Origin of the sequence: Sulfitobacter sp. M05 (assembly GCF_029285175.1) — a bacterium.
Taxonomy (GTDB): domain Bacteria; phylum Pseudomonadota; class Alphaproteobacteria; order Rhodobacterales; family Rhodobacteraceae; genus Sulfitobacter.
Window position 1 is genome coordinate 123,677 of sequence record NZ_JABEDH010000002.1, and the last position, 22,760, is coordinate 146,436.

Below are 22,760 nucleotides of genomic sequence, written 5' to 3' on the forward strand. Positions count from 1 at the left end.
TTAACCCTCGGATTCGACCCAATCGGGACGATAGACGTTGACGTGTCATTTGAGGGAAAAGCCCCCCGCAGACGGTGAAAACACCACATGCGGAAGCTCCGCAGCCCTGACGCCCCTCGCGCCCGGACAGGGTGAACACCTCGGCAGGTCTCCTGACTCGCGGGTCGATGCTTGGCCGGACCTTCCCACCACGCAAGGCGTGACAGTGGCATATACCGGCTTCGCTCTCCGCCTACAGTTGCGGGGGCAGCCGTGGATTTGGCCAGTTGGCCGAACCACGTTCCCTTTTAACCGGACGGCGAACCGCCCGGACCGAAGCAACCGATTGCTACAAGAGGGTGGTCAATTTGGAAAGGATCAATTTAGATTTCTACGGTATTTTTCCAACCTTGTGGGTGCATTGAACGGAAGAAATCTCATAACCAATTTTACCCGATGCAATTATGCGCAAGCAGGCATTAGCGAGCGTGTCGAAATGACTGCAAAGCCCGCTCCCTGGTTGTCTAATCCAGCTGTCGCGAAGGTAAGGTTTTGGATCACCAGTCCCTCCACGTTTAATGACCGCTTCAGTGATTTGCGTTGCGTTGCGGCAGGAACCCTGCTGCAACGCAACGCAATACTGCGTCAGCAATAGCCGTATCTGCAAAAGGCGGCTTCGTCCGCGATTTGCCCCTTGGCATATCCGACGATGAAGGGCCGTTTCAGGTCAGAAATGCTTGACGTTTGGATCAATATTTCTCGACGCGGCCCACTGATAAGATTCAGAAAATCCGCCGCCTTGAGTCAATGATGCGCAACGTTCCACACCAGGAAATCCTTGTACGCGAACGCGGCATTAAAGCGTCCGGCCTTTAACCTGATAACCCGAAGCGTTTCGTCTCACCAATGCCCCAAGAACGCGCAGCGTGGCAGGGTATTGCGAGGCATTTAAAGCCGACGCTAAAAACCCGCAAAACATGCGCCGGGCGGTGTACCAAAGGTGTACGGGGGGTGTACAAGTGGTGCCCCCCGAAACGGACTGCCCCTGTTGCGCAGCCCATCACCGTTGCGCGCGCGGCCCCGTCAGACCACCTCGCCCGCATCCAGCCGCGCCAGCCAGCGCTCCGCATCCAGCAACACAGTCTCGCGCCGGTCGCCATCCATCCGGTCCCATGTGCGGTACATATTACCCATCCGCGCATTGTTCTGGAAACGGTCACGATGCCGATCCAGAAAGTGCCAGTACAGCAGGTTGAACGGGCAGGCATCGGCACCGGTTTTGACACTCACCTTATAGGTACATCCCTTACAGTAATCCGACATCCGGTTGATGTAAGCCCCTGAAGAAACGTAAGGTTTCGACGCAACCACCCCACCATCAGCGAACTGTGACATGCCCACTGTGTTGGGGCTTTCCACCCATTCGAACGCATCTGCATAAACCTCCAGATACCACTCATGCACATGGTGTGGATCAACCCCTGCAAGCAGGGCAAAATTGCCCGTCACCATCAGCCGCTGGATATGGTGCGCATAGGCATGTTCCCGCGTCTGTGCCACCGCATGTGACACACAGTTCATCTTGGTCTCTGCCCCCCAGTAAAACCCGGGTAAATCCCTGTCATGCTTCAAAATATTGCGCTTTGGGTACTCCGGTCCCTCAAGGAAATAGATGCCTCGTACATATTCCCGCCAGCCGATGATCTGGCGAATGAACCCTTCGGCGGCATTGATTGGCACATCGCCTTTTTTCCACGCCTTTTCAACAGCCTGGCACACCTCCAACGGGTCCAGAAGGCCAATATTGATATAGGGCGACAGCACTGCGTGATAGAGGAAAGCATGGCTTTTCAGCATCGCATCCTGATAATCTCCGAACCGCGGCAGGGCGCGTTTCACAAAATGCTCCAAGGCCTGCAAAGCCTGCGCGCGGGTGGTGGCAAAACCAAAGGGGCGCAGGTCTCCAAAATGATCGCCAAACCGCGCCTCGACCAGCGCCAGAACCTCTTCAACAACCGCGTCCGGCTCGAACCACAAAGGCCCTTCTACGGATACATCATCAGGCGCCGGTTTGCGGTTGTCATGGTCGAAATTCCACTTGTCTCCGGCGGGTGTGTCTCCTTCCATCATCAGGCCGGTCTTGCGCCGCATCTCGCGGTAGAAATACTCCATCCGCAACGCCTTGCGCCCCTCGGCCCAGCGCTCGAATTCCGCGTGACTGGCGATGAACCTGTCGTCCGGCAGCATACGCATTTTGACCGGCGCAAATTTCAGCTTCTCAATCAGCCGCCACTCCCCCGGTTCGGTACAGATCACCTCCTGCGCGCCGGTTTCCTCCGCACGGCGCAACAGCTCTCCGACAATGCTGCCTGCGTTCTCTTCATCATCCAGCGTGGCATACCGCACGTCCCAGCCATCCGACTGTAATACTTGTGAAAATTTTCGCATCGCAGCAAAGATCAGGGCGATTTTCTTGGGGTGGTGTTTGACATATTCCGCCTCCTCAGCGACCTCTGCCATGACCACAATGTCTGTCGAACGGTCCGCCTCTCGCAACGCCGAAAGCCCCTGCGAAAGCTGATCGCCCAGTACCAGAACCAGCCGCGTCACCACGCCACCTCCTTGCCTGCCCAATCATAAAATCCACCGGTCTGGGCCGGGGTCAGACCATCCATTACGCGCACCAAATTCTCCGCTGCCTCCGCTGGCGGAACCGCCGGATGGCGCGCCAGATAATCGGTGGTGAAAGGTGTCTCCACAGTGCCCGGATGCAGCGCCACACAGATGCTCTCCCGATGCGACCGCGCCAGCTCAATCGCCGCAGTATGCACGATCTGGTTCACCGCCGCCTTCGCCGCGCGGTAGCTGATCCAGCCGCCCATCCGGTTGTCCCCGATCGACCCAACCCGCGCCGACAATACCGCCAGCACGCCCCGCCCCCTGCGCGGCAACATACCATGCGCCCGCGCCAGCACCAACGCCGGCCCCACCGCATTTAACCTGAACTGATCCAGCATCGCCTTGCTGTCGATGGCCTTGATCGTCTTCTCCGGCTCTGCCCCCTCAATGACCAAGGCACCCGTCGCCACCACCACCCTGTCATACGGCCTGTCCAGCGCATCCAAATGCCGGGCAACCGAGGCCGGGTCGGTTATGTCAAACCCATCCCCATTGCGCGACAGACCAGTGACCACCTCACCCCTTGCCGCGCAGGCCGTCACCAATGCGGCCCCGATGCCGCCAGAAGCGCCTATTATCAATGTTTTTCCCATATTCCTGACCTAGCCGGGGCACGCCACAGGTCAACGTTGGCGGTGAAAAAAAGCAAAATCAAACTCCCCCCTTCCCATTTCAAATCCCGGGCCTATAAATACCGCCATGAAACACGCTTCACATACTGTGACCCCATCGCGCATCGACGCGGTGCTTATGCGTGCCAACCTCCTGCTGCTAATCCGCCTCTGAGCGTGCCATCCCGGCGCGTCCGCTCAGAGGGTTTGCCATCGCGCCATGGATTAGAACAAGCAGAACGAAAGACATCATAATGACAGATACACAGACCCAAGATCGCGTCATGATCTTTGACACAACCTTGCGTGACGGCGAACAATCCCCCGGTGCCACGATGACCCATGCGGAAAAGCTGGAAATCGCAGGTTTGCTGGACGAAATGGGCGTCGATATTATCGAAGCCGGCTTTCCCATCGCTTCCGAAGGGGATTTTGCCGCTGTTTCCGAAATCGCGAAGAACTCCACAAATTCAGTTATCTGCGGCTTGGCCCGCGCCCAATTCGGTGACATCGATCGCTGCTGGGAGGCGGTGAAACACGCCCCCAAGCCGCGCATCCACACCTTTATCGGCACCTCGCCGCTGCACCGCGCCATTCCCAACCTTACCATGGATGAAATGGCCGACCGGATCCACGAAACGGTCACCCATGCCCGCAACCTGTGTGACAATGTGCAATGGTCGCCCATGGATGCAACACGGACAGAGCTGGATTACCTCTACCGCGTGGTGGAAATCGCCATCAAGGCGGGCGCAACCACAATCAACATTCCTGATACCGTGGGCTATACTGCCCCACGCGAGAGCGCCGATCTGATCCGCAAACTGCTTGAAAACGTACCCGGTGCGGACGAGATCATTTTCGCCACTCACTGCCACAATGATCTGGGTATGGCGACGGCCAACAGCCTTGCCGCCGTTGAAGCCGGGGCGCGCCAGATCGAATGCACCATTAACGGCTTGGGCGAACGGGCCGGCAATACGGCATTGGAAGAAGTGGTGATGGCCCTGCGCGTGCGCAATGACATCATGCCCTATCAAACCGGCATCGACGCCACCAAGATCATGAACATCTCGCGCCGCGTCTCGACTGTATCGGGTTTTCCGGTGCAACCAAACAAGGCCATTGTTGGCAAAAACGCCTTTGCCCACGAAAGCGGCATCCACCAGGACGGCATGTTGAAAAACGCCGAAACCTTCGAGATCATGCGCCCCGAAGATGTCGGCCTGACCGAAACCAATATCGTAATGGGCAAACACTCGGGGCGCGCCGCGCTGCGCTCCAAGCTGGAGGACCTCGGGTTCGAATTGGGCGACAACCAGCTCAAGGATGTGTTCGTACGCTTCAAGGAACTGGCTGATCGCAAAAAGGAAATCTATGAAGATGACCTTATCGCCTTGATGCGCACCTCAACCGATCCCGAAGAGGACCGCATTAAACTGGTTTCGATGCATGTGATCTGCGGCACCGAGGGGCCGAATCAGGCGCGCATGACCCTGAACATAGACGGCACCGAAGGCACCACAGAGCAGACTGGCGACGGCCCGGTTGATGCCGCCTTCAACTGCGTCAAGGCTCTGGTTCCGCATGAGGCGCGATTGCAGCTTTATCAGGTACATGCGGTAACCGAAGGCACCGATGCGCAGGCCACAGTCTCTGTTCGCATCGAAGAGGACGGACGCATCGTGACCGGCCAATCAGCCGATACCGATACGGTTGTTTCTTCCACCCGCGCCTATATCCACGCGCTGAATCGCCTGTTGGTGCGTCGCGAAAAGGGTGGCTCGGACAAACGCGAGATTAACTATAAAGACGTAAACTGAAAATAAGGGTGGGTAATCTGCCCACCTTGCCTGCGCCCTAACATTAAGGTGGCGCGTGCGGCGGGCGACAGGATTGAGTTTAATTGGCAAGATGAAGGCATGGGCCTCTCTTCATCTTGCCCTTAAACTCATTTCCAACCGTGCCACGCATGAAACAGCTGCGTTGCCCCGTCACGTATCAAATGGATTCTTCGCCGCGCGATCAGCACTTAAAGAACCCTGCGCGCGCTCCACAATCATCACAGCCGCATCCGCCAGATGTTCCCGTTCAATCGCAACTGCCCCACGCTGTACCCGAAGTTTATGGGCTTGCAACATGACTTCGGCGTGGCTCGACCCGCGCGGCGGGATGAAGGTATAGCAAGCCAACTCAATCAACAGGCCCAGCGGATCCTTGAAATAGATCGAATGCATGAAACCGCGGTCCTTGACCCCGGAATTACCGATTCCGCGCGCCCCCAGCCGGTCGAGCACCTGATCAAACATGGCGCGGTCCACTTCGAACGCGATATGATGCACACATCCTGCGTCCGTAGGCGTGCGGGTGTGCATCCGCTTGCGGTTTTCATTGGTGAAAATGGTGATCAGCCTACCGTCTCCGGGATCGAAATACAGATGTCCCTCTTGCGGATCATCCAGATTCGGCTGATCGAACAGAAAGGGCATGCCCAAAACCCCTTCCCAGAAATCAATGCTACTTTGCCGATCCGCCCCCATCAACGTAATGTGGTGAAGGCCAAGGCTTTGGATTTTCTTCATTTCGCCGCTCCTGTTGTGTTACCTGTCAAAATAAACATAGGGCGCAGGCGGCAACATGCCCAACAGGCAAAAACACCCCCTTTCACCCAAGCTATGCCAAGCCTATAAGCACCACCAGCCCGCCTCGTCAGAGTCGCGGGCCAATATATTTTGACAGGGTACGCAGGCAAATGAACCTCTTTGGAAATCTCCGTGGACTTTTTTCATCCGATATGGCAATCGACCTCGGCACAGCCAATACATTGGTTTACGTCAAAGGCCGCGGTATTGTCCTGTCAGAGCCTTCTGTTGTTGCCTACCATATTAAGGATGGTGTCAAGAAAGTACTGGCCGTCGGCGAAGACGCCAAGCTGATGCTGGGCCGCACCCCCGGCTCCATCGAAGCGATTCGTCCGATGCGCGAAGGGGTGATTGCCGATTTCGACACCGCTGAAGAGATGATCAAACACTTCATCCGCAAGGTGCATAAACGGTCGACCTTTTCCAAACCCAAGATCATCGTCTGTGTGCCCCATGGTGCCACACCGGTTGAAAAACGCGCAATCCGCCAGTCGGTTCTGTCCGCCGGAGCGCGCCGCGCCGGCCTGATTGCCGAACCGATTGCCGCGGCCATCGGGGCCGGGATGCCGATCACTGATCCGACCGGCAACATGGTTGTCGACATCGGTGGCGGTACGACCGAGGTTGCGGTTCTTAGCTTGGGCGACATCGTTTATGCCCGTTCCGTCCGCGTCGGTGGTGACCGCATGGACGAGGCGATCATCAGCTATCTGCGCCGCCAGCAAAACCTGTTGGTGGGTGAAACCACCGCCGAGCGTATCAAGACCTCTATTGGCACCGCACGTATGCCCGACGACGGGCGCGGCACCTCGATGCAAATTCGCGGCCGTGACCTGCTGAACGGTGTGCCCAAGGAAATCGAAGTCACCCAGGCGCAAATCGCGGACGCGCTGGCCGAACCGGTTCAGCAGATCTGCGAAGCGGTGATGACCGCCCTTGAAACAACCCCGCCGGATTTAGCGGCTGATATTGTCGACCGCGGTGTAATGCTGACCGGTGGTGGTGCGCTGTTGGGCGATCTGGATCTGGCCCTGCGCGAGCAAACCGGGCTGGCCGTTTCCATCGCGGATGAATCGTTGAACTGCGTGGCGCTTGGCACCGGCAAAGCGCTGGAATACGAAAAACAACTGCGCCACGCCATCGACTATGACAGCTGATTATTGCTAGTCTCGATGGAAGCATGGCACCCTGGGCAGGAGCGCAAGGGATATGGCAAGCGACCGTTCAAACAGCGTTGACTATTCCGCCCCCCTTCGGCGGCTGCTGCTTGCTGTCCTGATCCTGCTGCTCAGCGCGACTTTTCTGCTTTGGCGGATCGACAGCCCCCGTGTTGAACGATTCCGCGCCCAGATCACGGATCGACTGGTGCCCAATCTCGAATGGGCCATGGCCCCTGTCACCGGCACCATCAATTTGCTGCGTGACTTCCGGTCTTATCAGCGGCTGTCAGAGCAAAATCAGGAACTGCGCAGCGAATTGCGCCAGATGCAGGCGTGGAAAGAAGCCGCCCTGCAATTGGAACAGGAAAACGCCCGCCTGCTTGATCTTAACAAGGTGCGGCTGGACCCACGGCTGACCTTTATCACCGGTGTTGTGCTTGCCGATTCCGGCTCTCCGTTCCGCCAGTCCGTGCTGCTCAATGTTGGCGCGCGCGACGGGTTGGTCGATGGCTGGGCGACGATGGATGGCATCGGGCTGGTCGGGCGGATTTCTGGCGTCGCCGAAAACACCGCCCGCGTGATCCTGTTGACCGATGCCACCAGCCGCATTCCCGCAACGATCCAGCCCTCCGGCCAGCGCGCAATTGTGGCCGGCGACAACACCATCGCGCCGCCCATAGATTTCCTTGAAAACCCCGATCTGGTTCGGCCCGGCGACCGCGTAATCAGCTCTGGTGATGGCGGTGTGTTCCCTGCAGGCTTGCTGATCGGCCAAGTTGCCGCCGACCCCGGTGGCCGCTTGCGGGTGCGTCTGGCCGCAGATTACGAACGTCTCGAATTTCTGCGGGTGTTGCGCCACTATGGCACAGAAAGCGTGACGGACACGGCCCGTGTGATCACCGAAAACGGCCCGCTTGAAGAAGCTCAGGAGGTCGCGACCGAATGAACGATCTGTCTGTCACCCGCCTCTGGTTGATGCGCGCGGCTTTTCTGCTGTTGACCCTCGTTATCCTGTTCTTCCATCTGTTGCCGCTTGAAACCACGCCACGCCGCTGGGCTGCGCCTGATCTGGTGTTGTGTTTTGCACTGGCTTGGAGCATGCGCCGCCCCGAATATGTGCCCGCGCTGGCCCTTGCCTGCGCCTTTCTGCTGGCCGATCTGTTGTTGCAACGTCCGCCGGGGCTGGGCGCGGTTCTGGCGTTGATCGGTTGCGAAAACCTGAAAGGGCGGTCGCGGTCATTGCGGGATGCCAATTTCGCCGCCGAATGGATCAGCGTCAGTATTATCATCGTCGGGATCGCCGTTGCGTATCGGGTCATCCACGCCGTTGTGTTGATCGAACAGCCCAGCCTGTCACTTAGCCTGTCAGAGCTGTTTCTGACCCTGCTGGTCTATCCGATTGTTGTCGCGATCACCCATGTCGGCATGGGCGTGCGCAAAGCCAGCCCGGGTGATCTGGACGGTTTTGGGCATCGGATTTAGGGGGAAGCAGCCGCATGAGACGTAACCGCGCGGAAAACGATGCAAGCCACGCCAAGCTGACCCGGCGGGCAGCCTTGCTGGGTGGTGCGCAGTTGTTGTTCATGGGCGGTCTGGCCGCAAGAATGCGGTATTTGCAGGTTGATCAAGCCGATCAATTCCGACTACTGGCCGAGGAGAACCGGATCAACATCCGGCTTATCCCCCCTGCGCGCGGCGAGATTTTTGACAGAAACGGTGTGCGTCTGGCCGAGAATGTTCCGTCCTACCGGATTGTCATGGTGCGCGAGGATGCCGGCGATGTTGACGCCGTGATGGCGCGTCTTAGTCGCATCATCGAGATTGATCTGGAAACCTATGAACGGGCGCTGGAAGAACTGAAACGTTCGGCCCCCTTCCTGCCGGTAACCATCGTAGAGGGCGTCAGCTGGGACGAGGTCAGCAAGGTCAGCGTAAATGCCCCCGCCCTGCCCGGCGTCACGCCGGAAGTCGGACTGACGCGGGTCTATCCGCGCGGATCGGATTTCGCCCATGTGGTTGGGCGTGTCGGGCGGGTCAGCCAGAAAGACCTTGATGCGCTGGAAAACCCCGATCAGGTGCTGCGCATTCCGCGCTTCCAGATTGGCAAACTCAACGTTGAGGCCCGTGCCGAAGATGCCCTGCGTGGTGTCGCGGGCACCAAACAGGTCGAAGTGAACGCCACCGGCCGCGTGATGCGCGAACTAGATCGGCGCGAGGGGCAGTCCGGTGCCGATTTGCAGTTGACCATCGATTCCAAACTTCAGGGATATGTGCAGGCACGCCTTGGCAGTGAAAGCGCGGCGGTTGTGATCATTGATTGCGAAAGCGGCGATCTGGCCGCTATCGCCTCTGCACCCAGCTATGACCCGAACCTGTTTATTGGCGGTATTTCATCCGCAGATTACAACCCGTTGCTGAATTCGAAATTCCGCCCCTTGGTCAATAAAACCGTTCAGGGGGCCTATCCCCCCGGCTCGACCTTCAAGATGATCACGGCCATGGCCGCTCTTGAGGACGGATTGATCAGCCCCGATGATACGGTGTACTGCCCCGGTTATCTGGAAGTTGCCGAACGCAAGTTCCACTGTTGGAAACGCGCCGGCCACGGATGGGTTGACCTGACCAATTCGCTGAAACAATCCTGCGATGTCTATTATTATGATCTGGCGCTCAAGGTCGGCATCGAAAAGATCACCGCCATGGCAAACCGCTTTGGCCTTGGCATCCGCCATGATCTCGCGCTGTCGTCGGTCAATTCCGGCCTGACCCCGACCAAGGATTGGAAGCGTACGGCCCGCGGCGCGGATTGGGTCATTGGCGATACGGTAAACGCCTCGATCGGACAGGGGTTTATGCTGGCCTCGCCGTTGCAACTGGCGGTGATGACCGCGCGCATTGCCACCGGGCGGGCTGTGGCTCCGCGGTTGATCAAATCACGAGACGGCGTGGAACAGCCGCTGGGCGACGGCACAGCGCTTGATATGAATGACAACAACCTGCGCAAAATGCGGCGCGCCATGTATGAGGTTGTGAACGACCGGCGCGGCACTGCCTATCGCAGCCGGATCATTGCCGACGAATGGCGCATGGCGGGCAAGACGGGCACCTCGCAGGTGCGCAACATTACCGCCGCAGAACGCGCGCGCGGTGTCACGCGCAACGCGGATTTGCCATGGGAACGCCGTGACCATGCGCTGTTTGTCGGCTTCGCCCCTTACGACAAACCACGCTATGCAGTGTCGGTGCTGGTCGAACACGGCGGCGGCGGATCAACCGCGGCGGCCCCCATCGCGCGGGATGTCATGTTGCAGGCGCTTGCCGGTGGGGAACCACCGTTGAACGCCTATCCCACCGGTGCCCGCGCCCGCATCAAGACCCAGCAGAACCGCCTGCGCAATGTGCAGCCCGAGGTGTCGATCAAGGGCAAAGATCAAGCATGAGCTATCTTGAATATACGGTCAAATCCGTCCCGACAGGGTTTCGCAAAATTCTGCACCTGAACTGGCCGCTGGCCTTGTTGTTGGGCACGGTTTGCGGCGTCGGTTTCCTGATGTTGTACTCCGTCGCTGGCGGGTCATTCACCCCTTGGGCGGAACCACAGATCAAACGCTTTGGCCTGGGCCTTGCCTTGATGATGGGGGTGGCCATGGTGCCGGTCTGGCTGTGGCGCAACCTATCCGGTGTGGCCTATGGCGGGTCCTTGATCCTGCTGGTGCTGGTCGCGTTGATCGGGGATGAACGCAAGGGGTCGCAGCGTTGGCTGGACCTTGGGTTCATTGATCTGCAACCCTCCGAACTGATGAAAATTACGTTGGTGATGTTTCTGGCCGCCTATTACGACTGGTTGCCCGCGAAAAAAGTGTCCAAACCGTTTTGGGTTCTGCTGCCGGTGCTGATCATCCTTGCCCCCACCGCGCTGGTGCTGGAGCAACCAGACCTTGGCACGTCGATCCTGTTAATGGCCGCTGGTGCGGGTCTGATGTTTCTGGCCGGTGTGCATTGGGCGTATTTCGCAGTTGTCATCGCCTCTGGCATCGGGCTGATCACAGCGGTATTTCAATCCCGTGACACCACATGGCAGTTGTTGAACAACTACCAGTACCGCCGGATTGATACGTTTCTGAACCCCGCCGCCGATCCTCTGGGCGCGGGATACCACATCACCCAATCCAAGATTGCACTGGGCTCTGGCGGCTGGACCGGGCGGGGGTTTATGCAAGGCACCCAATCGCGGCTAAACTTCCTGCCCGAAAAACACACAGATTTCATCTTTACCACTTTGGCCGAGGAATTCGGTTTTATCGGAGCAATATCCCTGTTGGGGCTTTATGCGCTGATCATCATCTTCTGCGTGGTCACTGCGATCCGCAACAAAGACCGTTTCTCCTCCCTACTGACACTGGGCATCGCGCTGAACTTTTTCCTGTTCTTTGCCGTTAACATGTCGATGGTGATGGGCATGGCGCCCGTGGTCGGCGTGCCTTTGCCGCTGGTCAGCTATGGCGGCTCTGCAATGCTGGTGCTGCTTTTGGCCTTTGGCCTTGTCCAATCTGCCCATGTCCACAGACCGAGGTAACCAAATGCCCCTGAACATCCTATTCGCCGCACGCCCCGAACGCTGGGAAACCTATGAACGCCCCCTGCGGGACGCATTGGACAAGGCAGGCTTTGGTGACGCCAACCTCGCCCAAGAGATCAACCCGCGAGATGTTGATTACATCGTCTATGCCCCCAACAGCCCCTTGCAGGACTTCACGCCCTACACACGTACCAAGGCAGTGCTGAACCTGTGGGCCGGTGTTGAGGCGATTGTCGGAAATGATACCCTGACGATGCCGTTGGCCCGTATGGTTGATCCTGGCCTGACCAAGGGCATGGTGGAATGGGTCACGGGCCATGTCATGCGTTACCATCTGGGGATCGACACCGATATCTTGCGGAGCGCCCCCGAATGGATGCCGCGCACGCCGCCCTTGGCACAGGAACGGCAGGTGGTTGTACTGGGCCTTGGTGCCTTGGGTGCTACGGTGGCCCAAACGCTTGCCGGTCTCGGCTTTCAGGTCACCGGTTGGTCCCGCAGCGCCAAGAAGGTCGACGGCATTGATTGCCTGCATGGCGCGGCTGGGTTGAAAGAATCCCTATCGCGGGCCGAAATTGCGGTGCTGTTGCTGCCGGACACACCGGCCACCCACAACACACTGAATGCTGAAACACTGGCGCAGATGCCCAAAGGTGCCTTTATCATCAACCCCGGTCGTGGCCCGTTGATCGACGACAACGCTTTGCTTGCCGCGCTGGACAGCGGCCAGATTGCCCATGCCACATTGGATGTCTTTCGGGTTGAGCCCCTGCCCGCTGACGATCCCTATTGGACACATCCCAAGGTCACAGTCACGCCGCATATCGCCGCCGAAACCCGCGCCAGCACGGCCAGCGAAGTGATTGTCGAAAACATCCGCCGTGGTGAGGCGGATGAGCCCTTTATCAACCTCGTTGACCGCGCCCTAGGCTACTAGAGCGTCCCGCCTTTAGCAGGGAAAATCAGGCAGCCAGCCCCCGGCCCTTCAGCAGGGCCTCAACTCCGGGCAAACGGCCACGGAATGCCACATACAGCTCTGCCGCGTCCTGCGATCCACCAGTGGACAGAATATGCGTTTCCAACGCTTTGGCACGCTCTGCATCAAAGGCCCCGCCGGCGTCCTCAAAGGATTGAAAGGCGTCGGCATCCATCACCTCGGACCACATGTAGCTGTAATAGGCGCTGGAATACCCGTCGCCGGCAAAGACATGGGCAAACTGCGGTGTCGCATGGCGCATACGGATGGCGTCCGGCATCCCCAATGCGCCCAGCACTTCGGCCTGTTTCGCCATCGGATCAGCAGGCGGCTTGCCATCGTGAAATTCCAGATCGACCAGCGCGGAGGCGACATATTCAACCGTCTGGAACCCCATATCAAAAGTGGCTGCACCCAGAACCTTGTCCAACATCTCTTTTGGCATCGCCGCGCCTGTAGTCGCATGGGTGGCAAATTCACCCAGCACCTCAGGGACTTCCAGCCAGTGTTCATAAAGCTGGCTGGGCAGTTCCACAAAATCACGTGCCACCGAGGTGCCGCTAACGCTTTCGTAGGTCACATCCGACAGCATCTGGTGCAGCGCATGGCCGAATTCGTGAAACAGGGTGCGCGCATCATCATAAGACAGCAGCGCCGGGTCGGATTTGGCAAAATTACAGACGTTGATCACAACGGGCGCTTGCACCTTGGGATACTTGGCCTGCGCACGCATCGCCGAACACCACGCCCCCGAGCGTTTCGAACCACGGGCAAAGTAATCGCCGATGAACACCGCCACATGTTCCCCCCCGCGCGTCACCTCCCAAGCGCGGCAATCCGCGTGATAGAGCGGCACATCCAGCGGCGTGAATTCCAGCCCGAACAAGCGGGTAGCGCAGGCAAAAGAGGCCTCGATCATCCGGTCCAGCTGGAAATAGGGCTTCAACGCTGCCTCATCCAGATCATGCTCGGCGGCGCGGCGTTTCTCTGCATAATAGCGCCAGTCCCACGGGGCCAGATCACCGTTCACACCATCGGCATGCATCATGCCGGTCAGCACCCCGGCATCGGCATTTGCCTGTGCCTTGGCCGGTTCCCAGACATCCATCAACAGCTTGCGCACCGCGTCCGGCGTTTTGGCCATCTCGGTTTCCAGCTTAAACTTGGCAAAATTGTCATAGCCCAACAGCTGCGCACGTTCCTCACGCAGAGCCAGCGTTTCGGCAGCAATCGCGCGGTTGTCGGTTTCGCCGCCATTGGCCCCGCGGGCCTCCCAGGCGCGAAACGCCTTTTCACGCAGATCACGACGCGGCGAGAATTGCAAAAACGGCACAATCAGAGAGCGCGACAGGGTGACAACCGGGCCGCCCGCGTCCTTTTCCTTGCCCGCGGCACGGGCCGCGCTGACAACAAACTCCGGCAACCCTTCAAGGTCAGCCTCATCCAGCGGCATGAACCATTCACGTTCGTCCGCCAGCAGGTTCTGGGTGAACTGCGTGCCCAGCACCGCCAGACGCCCCTTGATCTCTTTCATCCGCTTTTCCTGATCCCCGATCAGGGCGGCACCAGAACGCACAGCATCCCGGTGCGCAATCATCAAAATCCGCGCCTGTTCGTCGCTCAGATCAAGGGTATTGCGGGCCTCCCAAACGGCAGCGATGCGTTCAAACAGCGCCTTATTGCCCGAAATTTCGGCAAAATGCGCGGCCAACTTTGGGGAAAATTCCCGCTGCAATGCCTCGCGGGCCGGGTTGCTGTCCGCCCCTGCCACGGTGAAGAACACGCTTAGCACTTTGTTCAGCGCTTCCCCCACACCTTCCAGTACCTCGATGGTATTGGCAAAACTCGGGGCCTCTGGGTTATTGGCAATCGCTTCAATCTCGGCGTTATGCGCGGCAAGGGCCTCGTCCAGCGCGGGCGCAAAATCATCGTCTGAAATCCGATCAAACGGCGCAATTTCAAAGGGTGTGGCCCAATCGGCCAACAGGGGGTTTGTCATGGGAAATTCTCCTTTGCGCTCAAGCTAGGGGCGCGGGCGGCAGGTTACAATCCGTCGCTGAAAACCAAGCGGCCTCAGCTGCCGCCACAGGTCGCACAATCCGCACGGCGGGCGATCTGGATCGTGCGGTTCTCGCCGTAAAGTGCGTCATAGATCAACATCTGGCTGCGCGCCGGCGTGCCGGCACCGGTGATCACCTTGACCGCCTCGACCGCCATCATTGATCCGATCACACCCGGCAAGGGCCCGATCACCCCCGCCTGTGCGCAACTTGGCGCAAGATGGGAGGCAGGGGCCTGCGGGAAAATGCAGCGGTAGCAGGGCGCACCCTTGGCGGGATCAAAGACCGACAATTGCCCCTCCCACTGGCTCAGCGCCCCGGACACCAGCGGCACCCCCGCCGCCACACAGGCCGCATTCACCAGATAGCGGGTTTCGAAATTGTCCGTGCCATCCAGTACCAGATCATATTCCCCCACCAGTTCCGCCGCGATGTCATTTGTCAAACGGCGATGATAGGGACGCACGGTGATAAAGGGGTTCTGCGCTTCCATCTGCGCCTGGGCGGAAAACACCTTGGGCATACCAATATTGCCATCGGGATGGATAACCTGCCGTTGCAGGTTGGCGTTTTCAACCACATCATCATCCACAACACCGATGGTGCCCACCCCTGCCGCCGCCAGATATTGCAGCGCCGGTGCCCCCAACCCGCCGGCACCAATGACCAGTACCTTGGCATTCTTCAGCGCTTTCTGCCCTGCGCCGCCAACCTCACGCAGCACGATATGACGGGCATAGCGGTCCAGCTCGGTCTCGGAAAAACTGCCTTGTTTTGTTGGCACATCAGGTATTTTTGCGCTCACACGGCCCCGCAAATGCACAATCACCCGCCGATAAGCCCAGATCACCGCGGCAAATCCGCCAAGGATCAACCACAACGCGGCACTGCCCCCCGTGGCCTGACGCAACCCATTCCCCTCGGGCAAGGCCAGTTGCATCCCCAAGACCGCAACAAACAGCAACCCCAACATCGACAGGCGCGCCGCACGGGGCACGCCCACCATACGCCCCCCGAACCAAAGCGCCGCCGCGATCACCAGAACCAGCAGCATCAGGTTTCTCCGGTCGAGCCGAACCCGCCAGAAGCGCGCGCGGTATGGCCAAGCATATCGGCAATTTCGAACACCACCTGCGGGGCCGGTGCCACAACCATCTGCGCAATGCGCATACCATGGGTCACCTCGAACGCTTCGGTGCCCGCGTTCAACATGATCACGCCAACCACCCCGCGATAATCGCTGTCGATTGTACCAGGACTGTTGGGCAGCATAATCCCGTGTTTCAATGCAAGCCCGGAGCGCGGCCTGACCTGCACCTCAAACCCTTGGGGAATTTCCATATGTAATCCAGTCGACACAAGCGCACGCGCCATCGGTGCAATCCGCACCGGCCCCTCCGGCAGGTTGGCGCGCAGATCCGCGCCCGCTGCGCCCGTGGTGGCATATTCCGGCAAGCCCAGCGCCTGATCCGCGCCCGCCGCCCATGTGCATTTGATCGTGGTCATTTCGTTTCCAGCGCCTGTGCAACCCGTGACGCCAAGGCCTCTGCCACTGCCTCTTTTGACATGCGCGGCCAGTCTTCCGCACCTTCATCCGTAATCAGGATGACGGCGTTTTCACTGCCTCCCATGATGCCGGTTTCGGGGGACACATCATTGGCCAGAATCCAGTCACAGCCCTTGCGCTCACGTTTCGCCGTTGCATGATCCAATACGTCGTTGGTTTCCGCCGCAAACCCGACGACCAGCGGCGGGCGGCCCGTTTCCATGCGGCTGACCGTTTTCAGGATGTCGGGGTTTTCCGCGAACTCAAGTACCGGCAACCCGTCCTTGGACTTCTTCAGCTTCCTGTCACTGGCCCCTTCAACCCGCCAATCGGCCACAGCAGCAGCAAAAATACCGGCATCCACAGGCAAAGCGCTCTGCACCGCCTCTAGCATATGTTGTGCGGTTTGCACCGCAACCACAGCAACCCCGGCGGGGGGGGGCACGTCGGCCGGACCGGTCACAAAAATCACCTCGGCCCCTAATGCGGCCAAGGCCTGACCAATCGCTGCGCCCTGCGCCCCGGACGACCGGTTGGCGATATATCGAACAGGATCAATGGGCTCGTGGGTCGGACCAGAGGTGACAAGGATGCGCTTGCCACGCAGCGGCCCGGCGGCAAACTGCGCCTCTATCGCCGCGACAATCTCCATCGGTTCAGCCATCCGCCCGGGCCCGTGTTCGCCACAGGCCATATCGCCCTTGTTCGGGCCAACCACTGTGATCCCGTCACCTTGCAGGGTTTTCAGATTGCGTTGCGTGGCCGGATGATCCCACATGCGCACGTTCATGGCCGGGGCAATCATCACGGGCGTATCCGTCGCCAGCAATAGCGTCGAGGCCAGGTCATTGGCCAAACCCTGCGCCATCTTGGCCATCAGATCAGCGGTCGCAGGGGCCACAACCACGAGATCGGCCACTCGGCTCAACTGGATATGCCCCATCTCGGCCTCGTCCCCCAGATCAAAGAGATCGCGAAAAACCTTTTTCCCGGCCAAGGCAGACACAGACAGCGGAGTGACAAATTCTTCTCCGGCGCGTGTCAGCACCGGTGTGACCTGCGCCCCGCGTTCGCGCAGCCGGCGGATCAGGTCAAGTGACTTGAAAGCGGCAATGCCCCCCCCGATGATCAGCAAAATGTGCTTGTCTGCCAGCATGATGCGCCCTCTTCACGATTTGGTTCAGGGAACCATAAGCGCCAAGCTTGGCCAGTGCCAGCCCTCACCGTCCTGTGCCAGTGGGACAAGGGCACATCGCATCACTGAAGCAGGTTCATAACCTCGGGAGAACGCCCCTCAAGGGACTTGCGCATCTTCAACAGCGCCGCCGCCTCAAGCTGGCGCACACGTTCCTTGGATAGGTTCAATTCTTCACCAAGGCTTTCCAGCGTGCGCGGCGTATCACGCAGCTTGCGCTCACGCAGAATAAACTGCTCGCGTTCGCGCAGTTCCTGCATCGACGACAAGAGCCAACTGCGCAACTGTGCCGTGTCGTGGTTATTTTCGACCTGCTCTGCGGCCTGAGCGGAATCATCTTCCAACGCATCAATCCACTCGCGCCCTTCGTCTTCCGCCGATTGTGTCGCGTTCAACGAATAGTCTGACCCGGACAGCCGCCCTTCCATCATTTCGACATCATGCAATGGCACGCCAATCTCGGTCGAGATCATCTGGCGCAACTGATGGCGGTCCAGCTCCTGTCCCGCTGTGCTTGCCTCACGCTCCATCCGGGCCTGAATGCGGCGCATGTTGAAAAACAACGATTTTTGCGAGGACGTAGTGCCGGTGCGCACCATAGACCAGTTGCGCATTACGTGATCCTGAATACCGGCCTTGATCCACCACATCGCATAGGTCGAGAACCGGACTCCGCGGTCGGGGTCAAATTTTTCCGCGGCCTTCATCAAACCCAAACCGGCCTCTTGAATAAGATCGTTCATCGGGGCACCGTAGCGGCGAAATTTGCCAGCCATCGAAATCGCCAGCCGCATGTAAGCGTTAATCAATCGGTGCAACGCCGCCTCGTCACGGTGATCGCGCCAAGCGACTGCCAAAGAAAGCTCCGTTTCCGCATCCAGCATTTCCGCTTTCATTGCAGTACGAGTGATTGAAAAATCGCGCGCTTCTTCTTTAGCCATGTTAAATTGTCCCCGACCACATTGCGTGTATTTCGCAAACCTTTGTACAGTTAACAAACGAACCCGGTTTCGGTTCCACAGATGAGTAAAAAAAATGCAACCAATGTCTACGTTTGTCTTGGGAGGGGCCGCTTCGGGAAAGTCTCTTTGGGCCGAAGAGTTTGTTAAATCATATGATTTACCAATGACCTACCTCGCGACGGGGCAGGTATTTGACGACGAGGTTGCGGCCAAGGTTGCGGTGCATAAAAATCGTCGTGACAACAGTTGGCACACGGTGGAAGAACCCTTTGATCTGGCCAAACCGCTGGCGGCCATGCCCCGCGATCAGGTTGTGCTGATTGATTGCGCCACCATGTGGCTCAGCAATCATCTGTTGGCGCAGAATGATCTGGAACAAGCGCAATCCGCGCTGATCGCCGCCTTGCGAAACTGCCCCGCCCCTTGGGTCATTGTATCCAACGAAGTGGGCCACGGGGTTGTGCCCGAAAACGCGCTGGCACGGCAATTTCGTGACGCGCAGGGCCGCTTGAACATTGCACTGGCCGCCGAGGCCGAATTGGCGGTGCAGGTGATTGCCGGCCTGCCGCAAGTCTTAAAAGGAACCTTACCATGACCGTCTGGCACTGGGTGCGCCATGGGCCGACCCATGAAAAGACCTTTGTCGGCTGGCGCGATGTGCCGGCTGATCTGTCCGACGCGGCCCAGATAGTGCGGTTGCAGGACCACCTGCCAGAGACGGCGCTGGTGATTTCTTCGGATCTGCTCCGCTGCACTGCGACGGCTGATGTACTTCAGCAATCACGTACCCGGCTTTCCCACCACCGTGACCTGCGCGAGATGCATTTCGGGGTCTGGGACGGGATGCATTTTAAAGACGTTGCCGCCCGTGATCCCGACCTGTCGCGCGCCTATTGGGAAACCCCCGGCGACGTGCAGGCCCCGGGCGGCGAAAGCTGGAACCAGACGGCCGCGCGGGTGAATGGCGTGGTTGATGCGATGAATGCCGCCCACCCTGACACACATATTATCGCCGTTGCGCATTTCGGCGTGATCCTGACACAGGTGCAGCGCGCGCTTGGTGTCACCCCCTATGCGGCCATGGCCCATAAAATCGACAATCTGTCGGTAACCACCCTGATCCATCAGACCGGCGATTGGCAGGTAGAGAAGATCAATCATCTTGTGTGATTGTACCGCGCACAAATATGAATTTGCGGCAGGGGACAGTGCGCTTTACCCCTGAACCCCATGACATATGACCTATATATCGGCGATCGTACCTTCTCCAGCTGGTCCTTGCGGGGCTGGCTGATGATGGAGAAATTCAACCTGCCTTACCGCGCACATCTGGTCGGGCTTTACAGTGGTACGATGGCGGCAGAACTTGCCGCACTTGCCCCGGCCAGATTGGTCCCCGCCATGCGCACCCCCGAGGGCATGGTGGTTGGCGAGAGCCTTGCCATGGCTGAAACCCTTGCTGAACGGCACCCTGACGCCGGCATGTGGCCCGCCGATCCTGCGGCCCGTGCTGCGGCGCGGTGGCTCTGCGCTGAAATGTGCGCCGATTTCTCGGCCCTGCGCGGGAGCTGTGCGATGCAACTACAACATGTCATACAGGGCTTTGTCGTCACGCCAGAGGTTCAGGCCGATCTGGCAAGGATAGAAGTCTTGTGGGATCATGCCCGCGCCCAACGTACAAAAGACGGCCCGTGGCTGTTTGGCGATTATTCACTGGCAGACGCGTTTTTTGCCCCCGTGGTCGCCCGTATCATTGGTTACGAGCTGCCAGTCTCGGAGGATGCCAAAGCATACTGCGTGACAACCTTGAACGATCCTGCTTTTAAGGCATGGCGCGCTGAAGGGCTGAAAGTGACCTATGATCCCTTTCCCTATGACATCGGCGGGCCAACACGGGAATGGCCAGTGACCTGAGGGGTGCTGCCAATATTAACTATTCCTAAACAATCCCTGCCTACCCCTGAAGATGGTTAACCCTTGCATGTGGTTTTTCACCTTCAGCGGCTGGCAGGAGCAATTTCATGGTATCACGCGCCTATACAGTCGCGTTTCAGGGGGTCGAGGCGCGGATGGTCGAGGTGCAATGCGCCGTCACCCCTGGTCTGCCCGCCTTTTCCATCGTCGGATTGCCAGACAAGGCCGTTTCCGAAGCCCGCGATCGGGTGCGCACCGCGCTTAACGCGATGGCGATTGCCCTTCCATCCAAACGCATCACCGTCAACCTAAGCCCGGCCAACCTGCCCAAGGAGGGCAGCCATTTCGATCTACCGATTGCCGTCGCCCTATTGGCCGCGCTGGGCATTTTGCCCGACGATGTGACCCAATCGGTCGTAGCCTTGGGTGAATTATCGCTGGACGGCACGTTAATCCCGGTTGTCGGGGCCTTGCCCGCCGCCATGACCGCCGCCGCGCAGGGACGCGGCCTGTTGTGCCCATATGGTTCCGGAGCCGAAGCCGCATGGGTGGGCGACGCCGAAGTGATTGCCGCCCGGTCGTTGGGTGACGTGGTGCGCCACTACACCGGCCAAACCCCACTGGCCCCCGCCACACCGGGCGAAGTCACACTGGATGCCTCGGACCGCGATCTGCGCGAGGTGAAAGGGCAGGAACGCGCCAAACGCGCCCTTGAGATTGCTGCCGCAGGGCGACACCACCTGATGCTGGTCGGCCCCCCCGGATCGGGCAAAAGCATGTTGGCCGCGCGATTGCCCACCATCCTGCCGCCGCTTAGCGCCGGCGAAGCACTGGAAACCTCAATGATCCATTCTCTGGCCGGACTGCTGGACGAAGGCGGCATTTCGCGGATGCGCCCGTTTCGTGAACCACATCACACCGCCTCAATGGCTGCGATCATTGGTGGTGGCCGGATGGCCAGACCGGGCGAGGTCAGCCTTGCCCATAACGGTGTGTTGTTCATGGACGAATTCCCGGAATTCACCCGCACCGTTCTGGAAACCCTGCGCCAGCCGATCGAAACCGGCGAGGTAATGATCGCGCGGGCCAATGCACACGTGAAATACCCCTGCAAATTCATGCTGGTTGCGGCGGCAAACCCCTGCAAATGCGGCTATCTGTCCGACCCTGCCCGCGCCTGCGCCCGTGTGCCGGATTGTGGCGACGACTATCTGGGTCGCATTTCTGGGCCCTTGATGGACCGGTTCGATCTGCGTGTTGATGTCCCGCCCGTGGCATATACCGACCTTGATTTGCCCGCAAACGGCGAAACCTCTGCCATCGTCGCGGCCCGTGTCGCCAAAGCGCGTGACGTTCAAACCAATCGGTTTCAGGAGCAGGCGAACATGCACGTCAACGCCGATGCACAGGGGGATATTCTGGAGGAAATCGCGACTCCCGATGCCGAGGCAAGGGCGCTGTTGACCAAAGTGGCAGAGCGGTTTCACCTTTCGGCCCGGGGGTATCACAGGATCTTGCGCGTTGGCCGTACAATCGCCGATCTTGACGGATCTGCCAATGTCCGCCGCCCACATATCGCTGAAGCGGTCAGCTTTCGCCTTGCCGCGCCGGTATTTGCCTGATCCAGTCCGCAAGGTTGTTCAACGTCTGACGCGCTTCGGGCAGGATGTCGTGGAAAAGCGGCCAGACATGGGGCAAGTCCTGTTGCTCGACAAAAGTCACATCAACACCGCTCTCGATCAGCACCTGCACCATTCGGCGGGCATCATCATATAGGATTTCAGTATCCCCCACTGTGATCCAAACCGGTGCGGCCCCATTGAAATGCCCAAAAATGGGGCTGACCTGCGGGTCTTTCGGGTTGCCGTTTTGCAGGTACATCTCGGCCATGGAATGCGCCCGTTCAGCGGGCAAGACGGCTTCGACTTTTGCATTTTTGCGAAAACTCTCACCGCTGAACGTCAAATCCGTCAAAGGGGAAAAACAAAACGCTGCGGCGGGCATCAGGCCCTGTTCCTGCCCCAACCGATGCAGCAGCGACAACGTCAAGGCACCCCCGGCACTGTCCCCGCCAATTACAATACGATCCGGCGCAATTCCGCTGCGCAGCAAACCGTCCCATGCGGCACGTACATCATCGGATGCGGCAGGGAAAATATGCTCCGGAGCCAGCCTGTAACGCGGAAGGACCACCCGCGCGCCCAACCGCTGCGCCAGCTGACCTGCCAAGGCGGCATAGACCTTAGGACTGCCAAAAACAAACCCGCCACCGTGCAGATAAAGCACCACCTTGTCAGAGCTCAGATTGCGCGGCACCACATCAAGCGTATCAACGCGGTGCTGCCCATCGCCCAGAGCCTGCCACTGCGTCCGGGTGCCACGCGGGATACGAAAAAACCACCGCGCGTGCATCTCGATGCGGCGGCGCAGCTGCGCGGGGTCCTGTGCCCGCGCCAT

At 59.1% G+C, this 22,760-nt stretch carries 20 protein-coding genes and 1 riboswitch; of the genes, 11 read left to right on the top strand and 9 right to left on the bottom strand.

Annotated elements, in window-relative coordinates:
* Positions 1-124: 124 nt before the first annotated feature.
* Positions 125-332, bottom strand: a riboswitch (cobalamin riboswitch).
* 730 nt (positions 333-1,062) lie between these two features.
* Together HKX44_RS08805 and HKX44_RS08810 are read right to left on the bottom strand one after the other, a co-directional pair.
* Positions 1,063-2,592, bottom strand: a complete 1,530-nt coding sequence (locus tag HKX44_RS08805) for a cryptochrome/photolyase family protein (protein ID WP_276150962.1) — start codon at positions 2,590-2,592, stop codon at positions 1,063-1,065.
* On the bottom strand, positions 2,586-3,251 hold the full coding sequence (locus tag HKX44_RS08810) for an SDR family NAD(P)-dependent oxidoreductase (RefSeq protein ID WP_276150963.1): 666 nt from the start codon (positions 3,249-3,251) through the stop codon (positions 2,586-2,588). The genes HKX44_RS08805 and HKX44_RS08810 overlap by 7 nt, the downstream gene beginning before the upstream one ends.
* Before the next feature lie 272 nt (positions 3,252-3,523).
* On the opposite strand from HKX44_RS08810, the gene HKX44_RS08815 reads away from it, so the two are divergent.
* The gene (locus tag HKX44_RS08815; protein ID WP_276150964.1) at positions 3,524-5,092 is read left to right on the top strand and encodes a 2-isopropylmalate synthase; all 1,569 of its coding nucleotides are present in this window, start codon (positions 3,524-3,526) and stop codon (positions 5,090-5,092) included.
* 171 nt (positions 5,093-5,263) lie between these two features.
* Here the strand turns inward: HKX44_RS08815 and HKX44_RS08820 are convergent, their stop codons facing one another.
* On the bottom strand, positions 5,264-5,851 hold the full coding sequence (locus tag HKX44_RS08820; protein WP_276150965.1) for a VOC family protein: 588 nt from the start codon (positions 5,849-5,851) through the stop codon (positions 5,264-5,266).
* Between the two features lie 170 nt (positions 5,852-6,021).
* Between HKX44_RS08820 and HKX44_RS08825 the strand changes: the two genes are divergently transcribed.
* Genes HKX44_RS08825 through HKX44_RS08850 form a run of 6 tightly spaced genes read left to right on the top strand, consistent with a single transcriptional unit; the run spans position 6,022 to position 12,587 of the window.
* Entirely contained in the window at positions 6,022-7,068 is a 1,047-nt protein-coding gene (locus HKX44_RS08825) for a rod shape-determining protein (protein ID WP_276150966.1), read from the top strand.
* Between the two features lie 52 nt (positions 7,069-7,120).
* Complete coding sequence (gene mreC, locus HKX44_RS08830; RefSeq protein ID WP_276150967.1) at positions 7,121-8,017, top strand: rod shape-determining protein MreC; 897 nt, start codon at positions 7,121-7,123, stop codon at positions 8,015-8,017.
* Positions 8,014-8,553: a rod shape-determining protein MreD gene (locus HKX44_RS08835; RefSeq protein ID WP_276150968.1), complete on the top strand. Its 540-nt coding sequence runs from the start codon at positions 8,014-8,016 to the stop codon at positions 8,551-8,553. Before mreC ends, HKX44_RS08835 begins: the two co-directional genes overlap by 4 nt.
* 14 nt (positions 8,554-8,567) lie before the next feature.
* Complete coding sequence (mrdA, locus tag HKX44_RS08840; protein WP_276150969.1) at positions 8,568-10,511, top strand: penicillin-binding protein 2; 1,944 nt, start codon at positions 8,568-8,570, stop codon at positions 10,509-10,511.
* Positions 10,508-11,647: a rod shape-determining protein RodA gene (gene rodA, locus HKX44_RS08845; RefSeq protein WP_276150970.1), complete on the top strand. Its 1,140-nt coding sequence runs from the start codon at positions 10,508-10,510 to the stop codon at positions 11,645-11,647. Before mrdA ends, rodA begins: the two co-directional genes overlap by 4 nt.
* Positions 11,648-11,651: 4 nt before the next feature.
* On the top strand, positions 11,652-12,587 hold the full coding sequence (locus HKX44_RS08850) for a glyoxylate/hydroxypyruvate reductase A (RefSeq protein WP_276151876.1): 936 nt from the start codon (positions 11,652-11,654) through the stop codon (positions 12,585-12,587).
* A 25-nt stretch (positions 12,588-12,612) separates the two neighbouring features.
* On the opposite strand, the gene HKX44_RS08855 is transcribed toward HKX44_RS08850, so the two are convergent.
* From HKX44_RS08855 to HKX44_RS08875, 5 genes are all read right to left on the bottom strand, one after another.
* Complete coding sequence (locus HKX44_RS08855; RefSeq protein WP_276150971.1) at positions 12,613-14,625, bottom strand: M3 family metallopeptidase; 2,013 nt, start codon at positions 14,623-14,625, stop codon at positions 12,613-12,615.
* A 74-nt stretch (positions 14,626-14,699) separates the two neighbouring features.
* On the bottom strand, positions 14,700-15,740 hold the full coding sequence (moeB, locus tag HKX44_RS08860; RefSeq protein ID WP_276150972.1) for a molybdopterin-synthase adenylyltransferase MoeB: 1,041 nt from the start codon (positions 15,738-15,740) through the stop codon (positions 14,700-14,702).
* Positions 15,740-16,192 (bottom strand): dUTP diphosphatase, encoded by a 453-nt coding sequence (dut, locus tag HKX44_RS08865; RefSeq protein ID WP_276150973.1) that lies wholly within the window; start codon positions 16,190-16,192, stop codon positions 15,740-15,742. The genes moeB and dut overlap by 1 nt, the downstream gene beginning before the upstream one ends.
* Positions 16,189-17,388, bottom strand: coding sequence for a bifunctional phosphopantothenoylcysteine decarboxylase/phosphopantothenate--cysteine ligase CoaBC (gene coaBC / locus HKX44_RS08870; protein ID WP_276150974.1), 1,200 nt, complete (start codon positions 17,386-17,388; stop codon positions 16,189-16,191). Before coaBC ends, dut begins: the two co-directional genes overlap by 4 nt.
* Positions 17,389-17,489: 101 nt before the next feature.
* On the bottom strand, positions 17,490-18,368 hold the full coding sequence (locus HKX44_RS08875; RefSeq protein WP_276150975.1) for an RNA polymerase factor sigma-32: 879 nt from the start codon (positions 18,366-18,368) through the stop codon (positions 17,490-17,492).
* Positions 18,369-18,471: 103 nt separating this feature from the next.
* On the opposite strand from HKX44_RS08875, the gene cobU reads away from it, so the two are divergent.
* The 4 genes from cobU (at position 18,472) to HKX44_RS08895 (ending at position 21,925) form a co-directional block, all read left to right on the top strand.
* Complete coding sequence (cobU, locus tag HKX44_RS08880; protein ID WP_346348177.1) at positions 18,472-18,984, top strand: bifunctional adenosylcobinamide kinase/adenosylcobinamide-phosphate guanylyltransferase; 513 nt, start codon at positions 18,472-18,474, stop codon at positions 18,982-18,984.
* Complete coding sequence (locus HKX44_RS08885) at positions 18,981-19,559, top strand: histidine phosphatase family protein (protein ID WP_276150977.1); 579 nt, start codon at positions 18,981-18,983, stop codon at positions 19,557-19,559. The genes cobU and HKX44_RS08885 overlap by 4 nt, the downstream gene beginning before the upstream one ends.
* A 60-nt stretch (positions 19,560-19,619) precedes the next feature.
* Complete coding sequence (locus HKX44_RS08890) at positions 19,620-20,303, top strand: glutathione S-transferase (protein WP_276150978.1); 684 nt, start codon at positions 19,620-19,622, stop codon at positions 20,301-20,303.
* Positions 20,304-20,410: 107 nt separating this feature from the next.
* Entirely contained in the window at positions 20,411-21,925 is a 1,515-nt protein-coding gene (locus HKX44_RS08895) for a YifB family Mg chelatase-like AAA ATPase (protein WP_276150979.1), read from the top strand.
* Here the strand turns inward: HKX44_RS08895 and HKX44_RS08900 are convergent.
* Positions 21,891-22,760, bottom strand: coding sequence for an alpha/beta hydrolase (locus HKX44_RS08900; RefSeq protein ID WP_276150980.1), 870 nt, complete (start codon positions 22,758-22,760; stop codon positions 21,891-21,893). The two genes, HKX44_RS08895 and HKX44_RS08900, sit on opposite strands and share 35 nt — an antisense overlap.

What these genes read in the sequence shown, in the direction of transcription:
- mreC (WP_276150967.1), top strand. Translation starts at nt 7,121, where the DNA reads ATGGCAAGCGACCGTTCAAACAGCGTTGACTATTCCGCCCCCCTTCGG.
- HKX44_RS08890 (WP_276150978.1), top strand. Translation starts at nt 19,620, where the DNA reads ATGACATATGACCTATATATCGGCGATCGTACCTTCTCCAGCTGGTCC.
- cobU (WP_346348177.1), top strand. Translation starts at nt 18,472, where the DNA reads ATGTCTACGTTTGTCTTGGGAGGGGCCGCTTCGGGAAAGTCTCTTTGG.
- HKX44_RS08810 (WP_276150963.1), bottom strand. Translation starts at nt 3,251, where the DNA reads ATGGGAAAAACATTGATAATAGGCGCTTCTGGCGGCATCGGGGCCGCA.
- HKX44_RS08895 (WP_276150979.1), top strand. Translation starts at nt 20,411, where the DNA reads ATGGTATCACGCGCCTATACAGTCGCGTTTCAGGGGGTCGAGGCGCGG.
- coaBC (WP_276150974.1), bottom strand. Translation starts at nt 17,388, where the DNA reads ATGCTGGCAGACAAGCACATTTTGCTGATCATCGGGGGGGGCATTGCC.
- HKX44_RS08900 (WP_276150980.1), bottom strand. Translation starts at nt 22,760, where the DNA reads ATGGCGCGGGCACAGGACCCCGCGCAGCTGCGCCGCCGCATCGAGATG.
- moeB (WP_276150972.1), bottom strand. Translation starts at nt 15,740, where the DNA reads ATGCTGCTGGTTCTGGTGATCGCGGCGGCGCTTTGGTTCGGGGGGCGT.
- rodA (WP_276150970.1), top strand. Translation starts at nt 10,508, where the DNA reads ATGAGCTATCTTGAATATACGGTCAAATCCGTCCCGACAGGGTTTCGC.
- HKX44_RS08885 (WP_276150977.1), top strand. Translation starts at nt 18,981, where the DNA reads ATGACCGTCTGGCACTGGGTGCGCCATGGGCCGACCCATGAAAAGACC.
- HKX44_RS08855 (WP_276150971.1), bottom strand. Translation starts at nt 14,625, where the DNA reads ATGACAAACCCCCTGTTGGCCGATTGGGCCACACCCTTTGAAATTGCG.
- HKX44_RS08835 (WP_276150968.1), top strand. Translation starts at nt 8,014, where the DNA reads ATGAACGATCTGTCTGTCACCCGCCTCTGGTTGATGCGCGCGGCTTTT.
- mrdA (WP_276150969.1), top strand. Translation starts at nt 8,568, where the DNA reads ATGAGACGTAACCGCGCGGAAAACGATGCAAGCCACGCCAAGCTGACC.
- HKX44_RS08850 (WP_276151876.1), top strand. Translation starts at nt 11,652, where the DNA reads ATGCCCCTGAACATCCTATTCGCCGCACGCCCCGAACGCTGGGAAACC.
- HKX44_RS08875 (WP_276150975.1), bottom strand. Translation starts at nt 18,368, where the DNA reads ATGGCTAAAGAAGAAGCGCGCGATTTTTCAATCACTCGTACTGCAATG.
- dut (WP_276150973.1), bottom strand. Translation starts at nt 16,192, where the DNA reads ATGACCACGATCAAATGCACATGGGCGGCGGGCGCGGATCAGGCGCTG.
- HKX44_RS08815 (WP_276150964.1), top strand. Translation starts at nt 3,524, where the DNA reads ATGACAGATACACAGACCCAAGATCGCGTCATGATCTTTGACACAACC.
- HKX44_RS08820 (WP_276150965.1), bottom strand. Translation starts at nt 5,851, where the DNA reads ATGAAGAAAATCCAAAGCCTTGGCCTTCACCACATTACGTTGATGGGG.
- HKX44_RS08825 (WP_276150966.1), top strand. Translation starts at nt 6,022, where the DNA reads ATGAACCTCTTTGGAAATCTCCGTGGACTTTTTTCATCCGATATGGCA.